Source organism: Mycolicibacterium thermoresistibile (assembly GCF_900187065.1).
Taxonomy (GTDB): Bacteria; Actinomycetota; Actinomycetes; order Mycobacteriales; family Mycobacteriaceae; genus Mycobacterium; species Mycobacterium thermoresistibile.
Genome location: NZ_LT906483.1, coordinates 3,698,440 through 3,711,712 on the forward strand (window position 1 = coordinate 3,698,440; position 13,273 = coordinate 3,711,712).

Below are 13,273 nucleotides of genomic sequence, written 5' to 3' on the forward strand. Positions count from 1 at the left end.
GGTGGTGGATTCAAACGGTTTGCGTGACGTCGCCATCGTCGGTGTCGGCGCCACGCCGTTCTACAAGCGCGGCGGGTCGCTGCCCAAAACTATTGTCGAACTAGCTGGCGAGGCGATCATCGCCGCGTGTGAAGACGCCGGTCTGCCCGTACATGACATCGATGGTTTCGCCTACTACTCGGGCGCCAATGCCGGCTACACCGACAAGATGGACACCGCCGACTTCATGGAGACGCTTGGCATTCCGGAGGTCCGGTTCACCGCGGCGCTGACGTCGGGCGGTGGCGGGTCTGCCGGGGCGATCGGCCTGGCGCGCGCGGCCATCGTGGCCGGTGACGCGTCTGTGGTCGTCACCGTGATGGCGCTACAACAAGCCAAACAACGGCTGGGATCGGTGTTCTCGGCGATGGAGCGCGATCCGATCAACTCATTCCTGCAGCCGTCGGGTTTATTCGGTCCCGGCCAACTTATGTCAGTGTTGGCGCGTCGGCACATGCATCTGTACGGCACGAGGCGGGAGGCCTTCGCCGAGATCGCGATCTCCACACGTGCCAATGCGCTGAACCGGCCCAACGCCATGTATCGGGAACCTCTCACTCTGGAGAACTACTTCAACGCGCGGATGATCGCAGAACCGTTGTGTCTCTACGACTTCTGCCTGGAGACCGACGGTGCCGTCGCAGTCATTACCACCAGCATGGACCGTGCACGCGATCTTCGCCAACCGCCGGTCCCCGTCATCGCAGCGGCCCACGGCGGAGTCCGGGATTGGGGACGCGCGTTCGCCTGGATGGGTATGGCCGACGACTATTTCGCGTCCTCGGGTAACAGACCGATCGCCGACCGGCTCTACCGACAGGCCGACATCACGGCGGATGACATCGACGTCGCGCTTCTCTACGACCACTTCACCCCGATGGTGTTGATGCAACTCGAGGATTACGGGTTCTGCGGGAAAGGTGAGGGCGGCGCGTTCGTAGAAAGCGGAGCGATCCGCTACGACGGCGGCGCAATCCCGGTCAACCCGCACGGCGGCCAGCTGTCTGAGGCATACATCGTCGGGATGACACACATCATGGAAGGAGTCGAGCAGATGCGAGGCACCGCTATCAATCAGGTGCCTAATGCCGAACTTGCACTGGTCACTGGGGGCCCGGCCAGCCTGCCGGTCAGCGGCCTGATTCTGGGGAAGGCGGCATGAGCACAGCCGAGGCCACGCTCGCGACCACCATGCCCGGCGAGCATGTGCGGATCGCAGTCAACAATCACACCGAGCCGTTCTGGCAGGCAGCAAAACAGCGACGCCTCGTCGCGCCGCAATGCGCCGACTGTGGCGTCTTCCGGATGCCGCCGACCCCGTTCTGCCCGGGTTGTCAGTCCAAAGCCGTCAACTGGGTTGAGCTCAGCGGTGAAGCGACCTTGTACAGCTTCGCCGTAGTGCACGGCATCCCGGAGTTACCGGAGCTTACGCTGGTGCCTGTAGTCGTAGACCTGCCCGACGCCCCAGGCGCGCGACTGGTCAGCAACGTCGTCGACATCGCACCGGCCGATGTCACCATCGGAATGATGTTGCGCGTGGACTTTTCACCGATCGCCGACGGGTGGATGCTTCCAATCTTCCGCCCAGCGGTTTCCTCGATAGAGAGAAAGAATAATGACCAATGACGACAGCGCCCTCCACGAAAAGCCTTTGGAGTTCCTCACCAGCATCGCCAATACCGGCGGAGACTGTGACGGCCAGGCGATCCTCCCCGAGAACGGCCACTTCCGCGCATCCTGCTCTTGCGGCAACTGGAACATCGAGGTAGCCGACTCAGACGAAGGTCTCAGGTTGGCGCGACTGCACACCGGCAACACGTCCAGCTGACCGCGGGTGAGGAAATCAGTGGGAGGATTGGAAGGCAAGGTCGCCTTCACCACCGGCGCAGGCATCAAGATCGACGACATGGTTGGCGGTCGGAAGGCATCTCCGAGTTCCCGCGCAGCTAGGGCCGGCGTTGACTGACCCGTTGGTTGTACACGTAAAAGAGTTGGGTAACCCGCGTTTCGGGCTACATCCCCTGCACGGGATACATGAGCCGACACGCGCGACGCCGCATCGAGTGCCCAACTCGGTGCGGCGCACCAGCTCCATCGACATGACGCGCAATCCCGGTTCGCTAGATCCGGTATATCTGTGGGGGCTGGCTCGTGACCTCAAGACTTTACGCGACGGAAGTACCACTGAGTTGGGCCGAGCGGAGCTGCATGCGACAGTCGAAATGATCCCGCGAGTTGTGCAGCGTCTCGAGGTCGACCCGGCCGTGCCCGGCATGCATCTTGTTGGAGCCCCCGCGATGAGCGGGTTTCGCGCCGCATTAGACAAGGCGGCCCCGCACCTGCGACGACCGCGAGACTTGCGCTACACATTGCTCGACGACGTCCCAGGCGTCACGCTTATTTCAGGGCATTCGCTATCGGCGTCTGGCGCGCTCGGGCAAGCTTCGAAGTCAGGCTATCTACCGGTCGCCGACCAGTGCGCCGGCTTCGTGACCGGCGGTTTATTGATGTCATCGTTCGAAGCCGGTGATCCCGCCGTGGTGACCGGACCTGAATCCCCTGAACTCGACGACGCCCATGACCCGTTGGCCTGGCATGGCATGGTTCCGCTGCCTATTCACGGCATGCGTCGGCGACGCAGACTAGATGTCTGCCGAAGCCCGGATAATCCTGAGATATTAATCGATGCGATGTTCCGGGACACCTATGTGCGAGCCGACAGTATCGAAACTGTCATCCATGAGTACACGCTAGAAGCGGCCGTGGACCCCGGCACCGGGGTCGTCTTGCGGTCCCAGGCAGTGCCCAGGGTGCTGCCCTGGCAGGAATGTCCCGGCGCTGCCCCCAGTGCAACCCGGATCGCTGGGATGGCGTTGGAGGAACTGCATTTTCGGGTGCGGAGGGAGCTGAATGGCACCTCAACTTGCACACATCTCAATGACCTGTTGCGTAGCATCGCCGACGCGGCAGCGCTGATCCCGCTGCTCGACATCGGCTGAACCGCCACCTCGGATGCCGCAAAACCTGTGGCTGCCGGACGAACCGACCATACGCTTTGCAAGTGTCGAGTAAGAATCAAAGGTAGCCAACATGTCAGTGCATTTCATCAGCCACCAGGTGAGACATGCCGCTGAACGCGATCACAAGGAGCAAGCATGCCGCTGACAACCAAATTCACCGAGATGTTCGGCGTCGAACATCCCATCGCCCAAGGCGGAATGCAGTGGGTTGGCCGCGCCGAGTTGGTTGCTGCCGTCGCTAACACCGGCGCGCTCGGTTTCATCACCGCGTTGACGCAGCCCACTCCCGCCGACTTGGCCAAAGAGATCGAACGGTGTCGCGAACTCACCGACAAGCCGTTCGGTGTGAACCTGACAATCCTGCCGACCATCAACCCGCCGCCGTACGACGAGTACCGGCGGGTGATCATCGACTCCGGTATCAAGGTGGTGGAGACAGCGGGATCCAATCCGGCTCCTCACCTTCCGATTTTTCATGACAACGGTGTCAAGGTGCTGCACAAGTGCACCTCGGTGCGCCACGCGGTCAAGGCACAGGACCTCGGTGTGGACGGCATCAGCATCGACGGATTCGAATGCGCCGGCCACCCTGGGGAGGACGACATACCGGGTTTGGTGTTGATCCCCGCCGCCGCCAAGCAGATCGACATACCCATGATCGCCTCGGGCGGCTTCGCGGACGCGCGCGGCCTAGGGCGTGTCTGCTTAATGTGAACAGTGTTGTGACTGATGCTGTTTAGGTGATACGTACAGGTGTGATTTCTGATGAGTTGTGGTCGGCGATCGAGCCGGAGCTGCCCTCCGCCCGACGGCGGGGCCGCCCGTGGAATGATCATCGCCTGACGCTGGAAGGCATTATCTGGCGTTTCCGCACCGGATCACCGTGGCGCGATCTACCCGAGCAGTTCGGTGCCTGGCAGTCGGTAGCCGAACGACATCTGCGCTGGTCCACCGATGGGACCTACACACGGATCTTCGCAGCGATCGCTAACGATATTGATGACACCGACGCTGATCTGGCCGAACTGCTGCTGTCGGTGGATTCGACCAGCGTACGTGTGCATCAGCATGCTGCTGGTGCACGCCCGGGGCGGCACACAGGGGGATCTATCGAATTACAAGAAGTACCCCGACGAGCCTGACGACCACGCCATTGGACGTTCCCGGGGCGGGTTGACCACCAAGATCCATGCGCTGGCCGACCAACGATGCAGTCCGGTCGCCATGGTGCTGTCGGCTGGCCAGGCCGGCGACAATCCGATGCTATGGCCACTGCTGGACCTGCTTGCCGACACCGATATCAACACGTTCCGCCTGCTGGCCGACAAGGCCTATTCGCACGACTCGACCCGGGCGCGGCTACGCCAGCTGAAGATCGCGCACACCATCCCCGAACGCAGTGATCAGATCGAACGCCGCAAAGCCAAGGGCAGCAAAGGCGGACGGCCACCAGCATTCGCCGGGCGAATCTACAAGCATCGCAACACCATCGAGCGGTGCTTCAACCGCATCAAACACTGGCGAGCCATCGCCACCCGCTACGACAAGTACGCCCTTTCATACCTCGGCGGAGTCACCCTGGCCGCGATCATCACCTTCCACCGAGTCCGCAATTAACAGACACGACCTAGTCGCCGCGCTGGCACTGGGTGCAGACGGCATCAACATGGGCTCACGCTTCATGTGCACAGTTGAGTCACCGATTCATCAGAATGTCAAAGAGGCTATCGTCCGAGGTGACGAGCGCGGTACTGAACTGATCTTCCGGACGCTTCGCAATACCGGACGGGTAGCCAGCAACTCGGTGTCACGGGAAGTCGTGCAAACGCTCAACGCCGGAGGCCAATTCAATGACATCAAGCACCTGGTCTCTGGAGTCCGCGGCGCAAGGGTGTACGAGACCGGAGATCTGGAGGCCGGAATCTGGTGGGTCGGCACCGCCATGGGCCTGATCGACGACATCCCCACCGTCGATGCAATGATTTCCCGAATAGTGCGCGAGGCAGAGGAACTCATCAGGACCCGACTCCCTGGCATGATCCTCAGCCATGCGGCAGTCGCAGCCGCCGGCTCGTAGGAGGGCGCAGTACCCGGTCTGCGGCTACGTAGCGACGCGCCACCCGGCACCCGCGGTCGGCGAGGTCCTGGCCGCGGCTCCACATCTGGCGGTCACAGATACTCCGCGATCATCTCGAAACCCTCTAGAACGGAGGTGAACTCGATGAACGATTCGCATGCTGTTCCCCCGAGCGAACAGGTACCACACTTGCATCGAGGTCGAAGCAGGGAAGATCTGCCGGTAGGATTGTCTTTTCGCACCGGCAGCCGCACCGTGACCGAAAGCGATTTGTCCAGTTCATCACATGGGCCGGTTTTACCGAACCTCTTTTCCTGGACGCGTCGTACCACCTCGCCACCAACAAAGGTCGGCCCGTTCCAGCGGCCCTGACCTATAGCTTGGCGGAAGGGCTGGTGATACAGACACTCGCCTTCGCCGGTATCGGAGTCGCTTTCCTGAGCATGACTTTGACAGCGCGACGGCCGGTTTATCTCGGCGACACGCTGCACGCCGTGGTGACCGTTACCGAATCCTGCGCGACGAAGAACCCGGATCGAGGCATGGTGGTGAGCAACGTCAGTGTGCGCAACCATAACGATGAGGAAGTCCTCGAGTACATACCGACTCGGTTGGTGCGGAGCAGACCGCGGACGGCATCTTGACTACGCCTCTTCGCGGCTAAGCACGAAAGCACCGCCGCAAGGCGAATTACTTCAAGGGTGCCACCATAGTGCGCATCGGCGGGGCGCGCTGCGCCAGCGATGCGATCGCCCCCGAGCCGCTCTACGGGTTGCGGCTGGATACCCACACTGAGTTTCTAATGAGACGGCGCCTTAGGCGATGGTGCCCGGTTGCGACTACGGCATGACTTCGTGCGGCACAACAGTCGCGATCATGTGCGAGTCCACATGCCGCTCTATTGATTCGAGCCTCGAGCTCATACCCGCGTGGGTTTCATACATGCGGGCTTAGGTGCTGAAAACCTTGAGCGGGCGCTCGACGAACTCGAACACCACCCCGTCCGGCGAGCGCAGGAACGCGATGTACAACCCATCGATCTTGGTTCCGGGCAGCGGGCACCACACCGGTTCGCCGCATTGCTCAATCCAATCTGGCACGGCGGCAAGAGCTTTTTTAACACTTTCGACCCGCAAGGCACATCGGTATAGCCCTTGCTGGTTACCTCCCCACGGGACCGGATCGTCAGACGACGTCGCCGGATGCTGGACCACCGACACTGTGAACCGGTCCGCGTCCTCCGGCAGTGCGAATCGCGCAACCACGCATTCGACCGGCTCCCCTGTTGCCCCAGGTGCCAATTGCGAGCCGGCGACTGACACTGGCGTCGGCGGCAAGAGCTCAACGAAACCGATCGCTGTGAGAAACTCCGCCGTAGCGGCGGCATCGATCGACGAGATGCGGATTCCAGAGAACAAAGCACCGCCGGACGTATCGATACCAGTTGGCGACTGAGCCAACTGAGGAATGATCAGAACCTGTGGATGAGCCTCGGTGTGGGGGCGTGAAGATGGGCGCACCTTCCCGAGGATGATCTTCACGGAATCAGGTATTCGATCAAGACCGGCGTTGGCGCGCTGGTTGGGAAGGTACGCCCATGCTCACGGTAGTTCACGACGGCGCGGAGGCCAACGACAACACCGACAGTGGTGCTGGTCGGTCGTTGTTGGATGAGATTGTCCGCGACGGGGCCCGGCAGATGCTGGCCGCGGCGTTGCAGGCCGAGGTCGCCGCCTACGTGGCGCAGTTCGCCGATCAACTCGACGAGAACGGTCACCGGTTGGTGGTCCGCAACGGCTACCACCAGCCGCGCGAGGTGCTGACCGCCGCCGGCGCGGTGCAGGTGAGGGCCCCGCGGGTCAACGACAAACGTGTCGACCCCGACACCGGTGAACGCAAGCGGTTCTCCTCGGCGATCCTGCCGGCCTGGGCGCGCAAGTCCCCGCAGATGTCCGAGGTACTGCCGCTGCTGTACCTGCACGGCCTGTCGAGCAACGATTTCACCCCTGCCCTCGAGCAGTTCCTCGGCTCCGGTGCCGGGTTGTCGGCCAGCACGATCACCCGGCTCACGTCGCAGTGGCAAGACGAGGCCGCCGCGTTCGGTCGTCGCGACCTCTCGGCCACTGATTACGTGTATCTGTGGGTCGACGGCATTCACCTCAAGGTGCGGCTGGACCAGGAGAAACTCTGCTTGCTGGTGATGCTCGGTATGCGCGCTGACGGCCGCAAGGAGCTCGTGGCGATCACCGACGGCTACCGTGAATCGGCCGAGTCGTGGGCCGATCTGCTGCGCGACTGCAAACGGCGCGGCATGACCGCCCCCGTACTCGCGATCGGTGACGGTGCACTCGGGTTCTGGAAAGCAGTCCGCGAAGTTTTCCCGGCCACCAAAGAGCAGCGCTGCTGGTTTCATAAGCAGGCCAATGTTCTTGCCGCACTGCCGACATCAGCGCACCAGTCGGCGCTGGCGGCGATCAAGGAGATCTATAACGCCGAGGATATCGACAAGGCCCAGATCGCGGTCAAGGCCTTCGAGGCCGACTTCGGCGCGAAGTATCCCAAGGCGGTCGCTAAGATCACCGACGACCTCGATGTGCTGCTGGAATTCTACAAGTATCCGGCCGAACATTGGATTCATCTGCGAACGACGAATCCGATCGAATCCACCTTTGCCACAGTGCGTTTGAGGACCAAGGTCACCAAGGGGCCCGGATCACGAGCGGCCGGACTAGCGATGGCCTACAAGCTCATCGACGCCGCCGCGGCCCGCTGGCGCGCCGTCAACGCCCCACACCTGGTCGCCCTGGTCCGCGCCGGCGCGGTCTTCCATAAAGGCAAACTGCTCGAACGACCCACCGAAATCACCCCACCAACACCGCCCTCAGGCGACGATCAGCACACCGGAACGGAGGTCGCCTGAAACACCCCGATCCACAGGTATTGACAATTCCTCGCTACCCATCCCGGCTCAGGCCTGGACGCTTGAGGTGATGGGTCCGGCGACGCTGAAGTTCGCTCCTCGCCTGGCCACTGACTTCCTGCCCCGCTACCTCGACGGCTCCGAGTGGTGGGGGCAGGGCTTCTCCGAACCAGAGTCCGGCAGCGACCTGGCCTCGCTTCGGACGCGCGCGACCGACGACGGCGCGGGCGGGTTCATCGTCAACGGCCAGAAGATCTGGACTAGTCAGGGTGCCACGGCCACGCGGCTATACGTGCTTGTGCGCACCGGTACGCCGGAAAGCAGGCATCGCGGGCTGTCAATGCTTCTGATCGACAGCGACGCACCCGGCGTCACATTCCGTCCGATCGCCTTGGCCAGCGGGCGCCGCGAGTTGGCCGAATTGTTCTTCGATGATGTACGAGTCCCACCGGAGCGACTGGTGGGCGAGGTCGGTGGCGGCTGGGCGGTGACGATGTTCTTGATGCAATATGAGCGCGGCATGTACGGCTACGCGGCACTAAACAAGGTCATGATGGAGTTGGGCCGCCTGCGGGATTACATGGTCAACCGTGCTGTCAGCGCAGCGCAGCGGGAGCGATTCGCCCGCGTATACGTCGACGTCACCTCGGCACAGGCCCGTGCTGCCGCTACCGTTCGCAAGCTGGCCGCCGGGCAGGTTGTGGGCCCGGAGAGCAGCATCGACAAGCTGTTGTGCAGTGAGGCCGAGCGGGAGGCCCACGACTTGATCCTCGACGTCACGCGGGACCACATGATGGTCGGCACGGGCACCGGTATCGACCCGGCGGCGTTCGACACCGCGCGAGCGGGGTGGTGGTACTCGCGTGCCGCCACGATCATGGGGGGCACTGCCGAGGTTCAGCGTGGGATCATCGCCGACCACATCTTGGGTTTGCCGAAGGAAAGGCGCGCATCATGACGCGCACGCGACCAGCGAATCTGGCCGGTGACGAAACCTGGGCGATGATTGAAGAGACTGTAGTCCGTCTGTTCGACGAAGTTGCCGCCAGACAGGACCATGTCGCCATCGATCCGCTGCTGCAGAAACTGGGCTGGTCGGAAATCGAGGCCGAGTATCCGGTGGCAGCGTGTGCGCTGTTGTTCCGGACGCAGGGGCGGTGCCTGGCCCTCACCGATGCGCTGGACCGCGTCATGCTCGCCGAACTCGCGCCGTTGGTCGACGCGCCGGTCGACTGCATCGTGCTGCCGACGCTGTCTCAGGGTTCCGTGCCCAGTTCGAACGAGGGCCAAATGAAGGGAATCGTGCTTGGTCCGCTGCGCGGCCGCGTCGTGGTCCCGGTGTCCGATGTCCCGGGAACGGTTTCAGTCACGGTCGTCGATTCCGATCAACTTCGTGGTGATCAACTCGACACATTCGACGCGTCGGTAGTCTGGACTTGGGTCGAGGGCTCCATCGACGGCGACCTCGTTGACGCGTCGACAGAATGGGGCCGCGCCATTTCCGCGGCGCATCGCTCGCTCGCCACCGAGCTCATTGCCCTCGCCGATACTGCTCTGCGACTCGCGGTCGAGCACACCAGCGTCCGGGTCCAGTTCGGCTCGCCGATCGGCTCGCTGCAGTCCCCGCGCCACGCTCTCGCCGCGGCTGCGGCACGTTTGGAAGGCGCCCGAGCAGTGCTCGACGATTCGTGGTGGTACGGCGGCTTACTGTCGGCGCAAGTAGCGAAGGCCGCGGCCGGCCGGGCGCACCGCGCCGTCAGCGACGCGGTGCTACAGGTCTGCGGGGCAATGGGCCTGACGGCTGAGCATGACCTCCATCGTTACGTGACCCGCGGCTTCCAAATCGACGCGCTGTGCGGATCGTATCTGCAGTTGGAATCGCTATTGGCCGACCGCTTGTTCGATGTTCACGCGCCTGAGCGCGCACTCCCCGCGATCATCAACCTGGACTGAGGAAAGTATGCGCCGCAACATTTTCGACGAGGTACACGAGGATTTCCGCGCCACCGCACGGAAGTTCTTCGAACGCGAGTGTGTTCCCAATGTGGAGAAATGGGAACGCGACGGCAAAGTTAGCCGCGAAGCGTGGTTGGCCGCCGGCGAGCACGGCCTGATCGGCTGGGAGTTCGACGAGAAATACGGCGGCCTCGGCGTGAAAGATTTTCGGTTCAATCAGATCATCTCCGAAGAGATGTTCATGACAGGTTCAGTCGGCATCGGCCTCGGCATCCAGAACGACATCCTGATGCCTTACCTCAGCAGCCTGACTACCGAAGAACAGAAAGAACGGTGGCTACCGAAGTTCATCTCCGGCGAGTACATCGGTTCGATCGCAATGTCGGAACCCGCTGCTGGATCCGATCTGGCCGGCATCAAGACCACCGCATGCGACGAGGGGGATCATTGGGTCGTCAACGGTCAGAAAACGTTTATCAGCAACGGGTTGCTGTCCAAGCTCGTGCTTACTGCGGTCAAAACCGATCCGGCAGCCGGACATAAAGGCATCAGCCTGTTGATGATCGAGGACGGCATGGAGGGCTTCACCCGGGGACGCAAGCTGGACAAGATCGGCCAGCTCTCCGCCGACACCGCGGAGTTGTTCTTCGACAACGTGAAAGTGCCGAAGACGAACTTGGTTGGTGAACTTAACCGAGGTTTCTATCACCTAGTGTCCAACCTGCCCTTCGAGCGTGTCGGTGTAGCCTGTTACGCCTTGCCCGCAGCGCGGCGAGCCCTCGACCTGACGAAGGCGTATGCATTGGAACGCACTGCGTTTGGTCAGCCGATCGGGAAGTTCCAAGTCAACCGGCACTTCATCGCGGAGATGCAGGTCAAACTCGATGCTGCACAGACATATCTGGACCAGTGCGTACTCGCGGTCAACGAGGGCACCCTTTCCGCTCCCGACGCGGCAGGGCTGAAATGGTGGACCTCCGAGGTGCAGTGGGAGATCATCGATCGATGCCTACAGCTTCACGGTGGCTACGGCTATATCAACGAATACGAAGTCGCCCGCCTGTGGCGCGACTCTCGGGTCCAGCGCCTGTACGCGGGGACCACTGAGATTATGAAGGACCTGATGGGACGAGCCATGGGTTTCTGAGCAGATGAGCTTCGTCACTGCCTGGGTGCGCAACCCTTAAGGGAACAGCATTATAAGATAAACCTATATTCAGTTAGTTGGTTCCGACTACCGGTGGAGGACTATATGGAGGTCACCAACCTTCGGGAGCCGAAGATGGCAGATCGGGTGGCCACTGTGCTTCGCCGGATGTTCATCCGCGGTGAGATACCCGAAGGGACAATGCTCCCCCCGGAGTCGGAACTGATGGAGCGCTTCGGAGTATCTCGCCCGACCCTGCGGGAGGCATTCCGAGTGCTCGAGTCGGAATCGCTCATCGTCATCCAACGTGGTGTTCGTGGCGGCGCTAGGGTCACTCGTCCACGACGTGAGACTCTAGCCCGCTACGCTGGACTAATTCTTGAGTATGAAGAAGTGACGCTCAAGGACGTCTACGAAGCGCGAATGACGATCGAAATGCCGATGGTGGTAGAGCTGGCGAAGAAGCGCGATCCCGCAGTAATTGCCGAGTTGGAGGCGATTGTCGCCAACGAGTCGAACTTGAAGCCGGGAAGCGAAACGGTCGACCAATTGACCGACTTTCATGCTGCGGTTGCGCGGCTTTCAGGAAACAAGACGCTGCAGATCGTCGCTGACATGCTCCATCACATCGTCAAGACGGCGAATCGGTCGTTGCAGCCCACCGAGGGTACCCGCGCCGAGCAAGCAGTTCGGCGGTCCGCGAAGACCCATCGAATGGTGTTGGAACTGATTAAAGCCGGCGACGCCGAGAAAGCTGGCGAACTCTGGCAGCGTCACCTGCAGAAGGCAGAGGAATTCGTGCTTTCGGGCGCTGAAATGTCCACCGTGGTCGATCTTCTCGAATAAGCGCCGTTCGCCATGATGCCGCCCGCGAGATCGACGCCGTGCTGTCTGCCTCGCCGGTTTGATATCGAACTACTTGGGGCGGATAGGCGTCCACTGATGTGAAATATCGATGCTACCCCATTGGCGTAGGCACCGTTCGCTCGTACTAAATCACGACGGATATCGTCAACCTCAGCGAACCAGCCGAGACAGTGGAGCTGAGGCATGGCATTCCGCTGAGGCACGGTCCCCATGCCAGCAGCCGACCGGGTGCGCGTCTCCTACGTCAGCACCGGAATCCGATTCCCCATAAGACGGTTGACGTAGTCGACGCCGGAACGGACGCCGACGAGTACCCGTTACCAGTCGGTGCCGCTGCGAATCGAGCGCCGTCGTCGCCGAGTCACATGCGATCGGCGACGACGGCAGTCCTGCAGTTTATGCCGCGAGTCACCGCCTACCCGTAACCGCTTACTTCTGCGACCTGGCCCGGAACGCCGCGACCCGCTCCTTGAACTCCGGCGTGGAGAACGATGTGTACTCTTCAGCCAACGCATATTCGAGCACGCCGAGGGCGGCCCGCGACAGGTGCATGTTCATCGCGACTTTGGTGGCGCGCAACGCCTGTGATGGCAACGCGACCAACCTCTCACCGATAGCCAATGCCTCGTCGAGGACCGACTCATCGCTGGTCACTTTTGTCACCAGGTTAAGTTTCACTGCCGCTTCGGCTGTAATCCGGTCCCCTAGCAAGACATACTCTTTCGCCTTCATTAGACCGATCAGCAACGGCAGCATCGCGGCGCCCCCGTCGCCGGCGACAAGACCCACCGCAACGTGTGGGTCCGACAGAAAACTGCTCTGCCCCATGACGAGGAAGTCACTCAGCAGCGCGATCGAACACCCGAGTCCCACGGCCGGGCCGTTGACCGCCGACACCAATGGCTTGGCGAAATTGATCAATTCAAGAAAAACAGTTCTGGCTTCGGTGATCTGATGTTGTCGTGCCACTGGATCTTCGATCAGGCGGTCGAACATCGCCATGTCTCCACCTGCCGAGAATGCCTTACCGACGCCGGTAGTGACCACCGCGCGTACATCGTTATCCGCAGCGAGAGCACGCCATATTGTGGCGAACGCATGGTGCACTTCTTCGTTCACCGCGTTGAACGCTTGCGGTCGGTTGATGCTCACAACATGCACGCCGCCCCGCTTCTCCACCAGCAGCCACGGGGCGAATTCTTCGTATCTGGGTAGCGTGGCGATCTTCGAGTTGGTCATGGTTGCTC

11 protein-coding genes and 3 pseudogenes are annotated in these 13,273 nt (G+C 61.8%); 12 read left to right on the plus strand and 2 right to left on the minus strand.

What is annotated here, in order from left to right:
- The first annotated feature begins 1 nt into the window (after position 1).
- From CKW28_RS17315 to CKW28_RS17345, 7 genes and pseudogenes are all read left to right on the plus strand, one after another.
- On the plus strand, positions 2 to 1,201 hold the full coding sequence (locus tag CKW28_RS17315) for a thiolase C-terminal domain-containing protein (RefSeq protein WP_050811856.1): 1,200 nt from the start codon (positions 2 to 4) through the stop codon (positions 1,199 to 1,201).
- Positions 1,198 to 1,665 carry a Zn-ribbon domain-containing OB-fold protein gene (locus CKW28_RS17320; protein WP_003923514.1) on the plus strand — a complete coding sequence of 156 codons (468 nt, stop codon included), beginning with the start codon at positions 1,198 to 1,200 and terminating at the stop codon, positions 1,663 to 1,665. Before CKW28_RS17315 ends, CKW28_RS17320 begins: the two co-directional genes overlap by 4 nt.
- On the plus strand, positions 1,655 to 1,867 hold the full coding sequence (locus CKW28_RS17325; RefSeq protein WP_003923515.1) for a hypothetical protein: 213 nt from the start codon (positions 1,655 to 1,657) through the stop codon (positions 1,865 to 1,867). The genes CKW28_RS17320 and CKW28_RS17325 overlap by 11 nt, the downstream gene beginning before the upstream one ends.
- A 271-nt stretch (positions 1,868 to 2,138) precedes the next feature.
- Positions 2,139 to 3,038, plus strand: a complete 900-nt coding sequence (locus CKW28_RS17330) for a DUF2889 domain-containing protein (protein ID WP_040545858.1) — start codon at positions 2,139 to 2,141, stop codon at positions 3,036 to 3,038.
- 156 nt (positions 3,039 to 3,194) lie between these two features.
- A pseudogene (locus CKW28_RS17335) lies at positions 3,195 to 3,752 on the plus strand (NAD(P)H-dependent flavin oxidoreductase); the annotation flags it as partial.
- Positions 3,753 to 3,799: 47 nt separating this feature from the next.
- A pseudogene (locus CKW28_RS17340) lies at positions 3,800 to 4,676 on the plus strand (IS5 family transposase).
- A 10-nt stretch (positions 4,677 to 4,686) separates the two neighbouring features.
- Positions 4,687 to 5,136, plus strand: a pseudogene (locus tag CKW28_RS17345) (NAD(P)H-dependent flavin oxidoreductase); the annotation flags it as partial.
- A 950-nt stretch (positions 5,137 to 6,086) separates the two neighbouring features.
- Here CKW28_RS17345 and CKW28_RS17355 read toward each other — a convergent pair.
- On the minus strand, positions 6,087 to 6,677 hold the full coding sequence (locus tag CKW28_RS17355; RefSeq protein ID WP_234785066.1) for a VOC family protein: 591 nt from the start codon (positions 6,675 to 6,677) through the stop codon (positions 6,087 to 6,089).
- Positions 6,678 to 6,733: 56 nt separating this feature from the next.
- Here CKW28_RS17355 and CKW28_RS17360 point away from each other — a divergent pair, with 56 nt between their 5' ends.
- The 5 genes from CKW28_RS17360 to CKW28_RS17380 all read left to right on the plus strand — a co-directional run bounded on the left by CKW28_RS17360 (position 6,734) and on the right by CKW28_RS17380 (position 12,005).
- Positions 6,734 to 8,056, plus strand: a complete 1,323-nt coding sequence (locus CKW28_RS17360; RefSeq protein ID WP_003923522.1) for an IS256 family transposase — start codon at positions 6,734 to 6,736, stop codon at positions 8,054 to 8,056.
- Positions 8,057 to 8,075: 19 nt separating this feature from the next.
- Complete coding sequence (locus CKW28_RS17365) at positions 8,076 to 9,014, plus strand: acyl-CoA dehydrogenase family protein (RefSeq protein ID WP_061252275.1); 939 nt, start codon at positions 8,076 to 8,078, stop codon at positions 9,012 to 9,014.
- Between the two features lie 44 nt (positions 9,015 to 9,058).
- Positions 9,059 to 10,009 carry an acyl-CoA dehydrogenase family protein gene (locus CKW28_RS17370; protein WP_003925531.1) on the plus strand — a complete coding sequence of 317 codons (951 nt, stop codon included), beginning with the start codon at positions 9,059 to 9,061 and terminating at the stop codon, positions 10,007 to 10,009.
- A gap of 7 nt (positions 10,010 to 10,016) precedes the next feature.
- Positions 10,017 to 11,159: an acyl-CoA dehydrogenase family protein gene (locus CKW28_RS17375; RefSeq protein ID WP_003925530.1), complete on the plus strand. Its 1,143-nt coding sequence runs from the start codon at positions 10,017 to 10,019 to the stop codon at positions 11,157 to 11,159.
- A gap of 105 nt (positions 11,160 to 11,264) precedes the next feature.
- Positions 11,265 to 12,005, plus strand: coding sequence for a FadR/GntR family transcriptional regulator (locus CKW28_RS17380; RefSeq protein ID WP_040546937.1), 741 nt, complete (start codon positions 11,265 to 11,267; stop codon positions 12,003 to 12,005).
- Positions 12,006 to 12,455: 450 nt separating this feature from the next.
- Here CKW28_RS17380 and CKW28_RS17385 read toward each other — a convergent pair whose 3' ends face one another.
- On the minus strand, positions 12,456 to 13,265 hold the full coding sequence (locus tag CKW28_RS17385) for an enoyl-CoA hydratase/isomerase family protein (protein ID WP_003925528.1): 810 nt from the start codon (positions 13,263 to 13,265) through the stop codon (positions 12,456 to 12,458).
- Positions 13,266 to 13,273: the final 8 nt, after the last annotated feature.

Bases quoted from the DNA above. Each gene is read 5' to 3' on its own strand.
- CKW28_RS17360 (WP_003923522.1), top strand. From the start codon at position 6,734: ATGCTCACGGTAGTTCACGACGGCGCGGAGGCCAACGACAACACCGAC.
- CKW28_RS17330 (WP_040545858.1), top strand. From the start codon at position 2,139: ATGACGCGCAATCCCGGTTCGCTAGATCCGGTATATCTGTGGGGGCTG.
- CKW28_RS17375 (WP_003925530.1), top strand. From the start codon at position 10,017: ATGCGCCGCAACATTTTCGACGAGGTACACGAGGATTTCCGCGCCACC.
- CKW28_RS17370 (WP_003925531.1), top strand. From the start codon at position 9,059: ATGATTGAAGAGACTGTAGTCCGTCTGTTCGACGAAGTTGCCGCCAGA.
- CKW28_RS17380 (WP_040546937.1), top strand. From the start codon at position 11,265: ATGGAGGTCACCAACCTTCGGGAGCCGAAGATGGCAGATCGGGTGGCC.
- CKW28_RS17320 (WP_003923514.1), top strand. From the start codon at position 1,198: ATGAGCACAGCCGAGGCCACGCTCGCGACCACCATGCCCGGCGAGCAT.
- CKW28_RS17325 (WP_003923515.1), top strand. From the start codon at position 1,655: ATGACCAATGACGACAGCGCCCTCCACGAAAAGCCTTTGGAGTTCCTC.
- CKW28_RS17385 (WP_003925528.1), bottom strand. From the start codon at position 13,265: ATGACCAACTCGAAGATCGCCACGCTACCCAGATACGAAGAATTCGCC.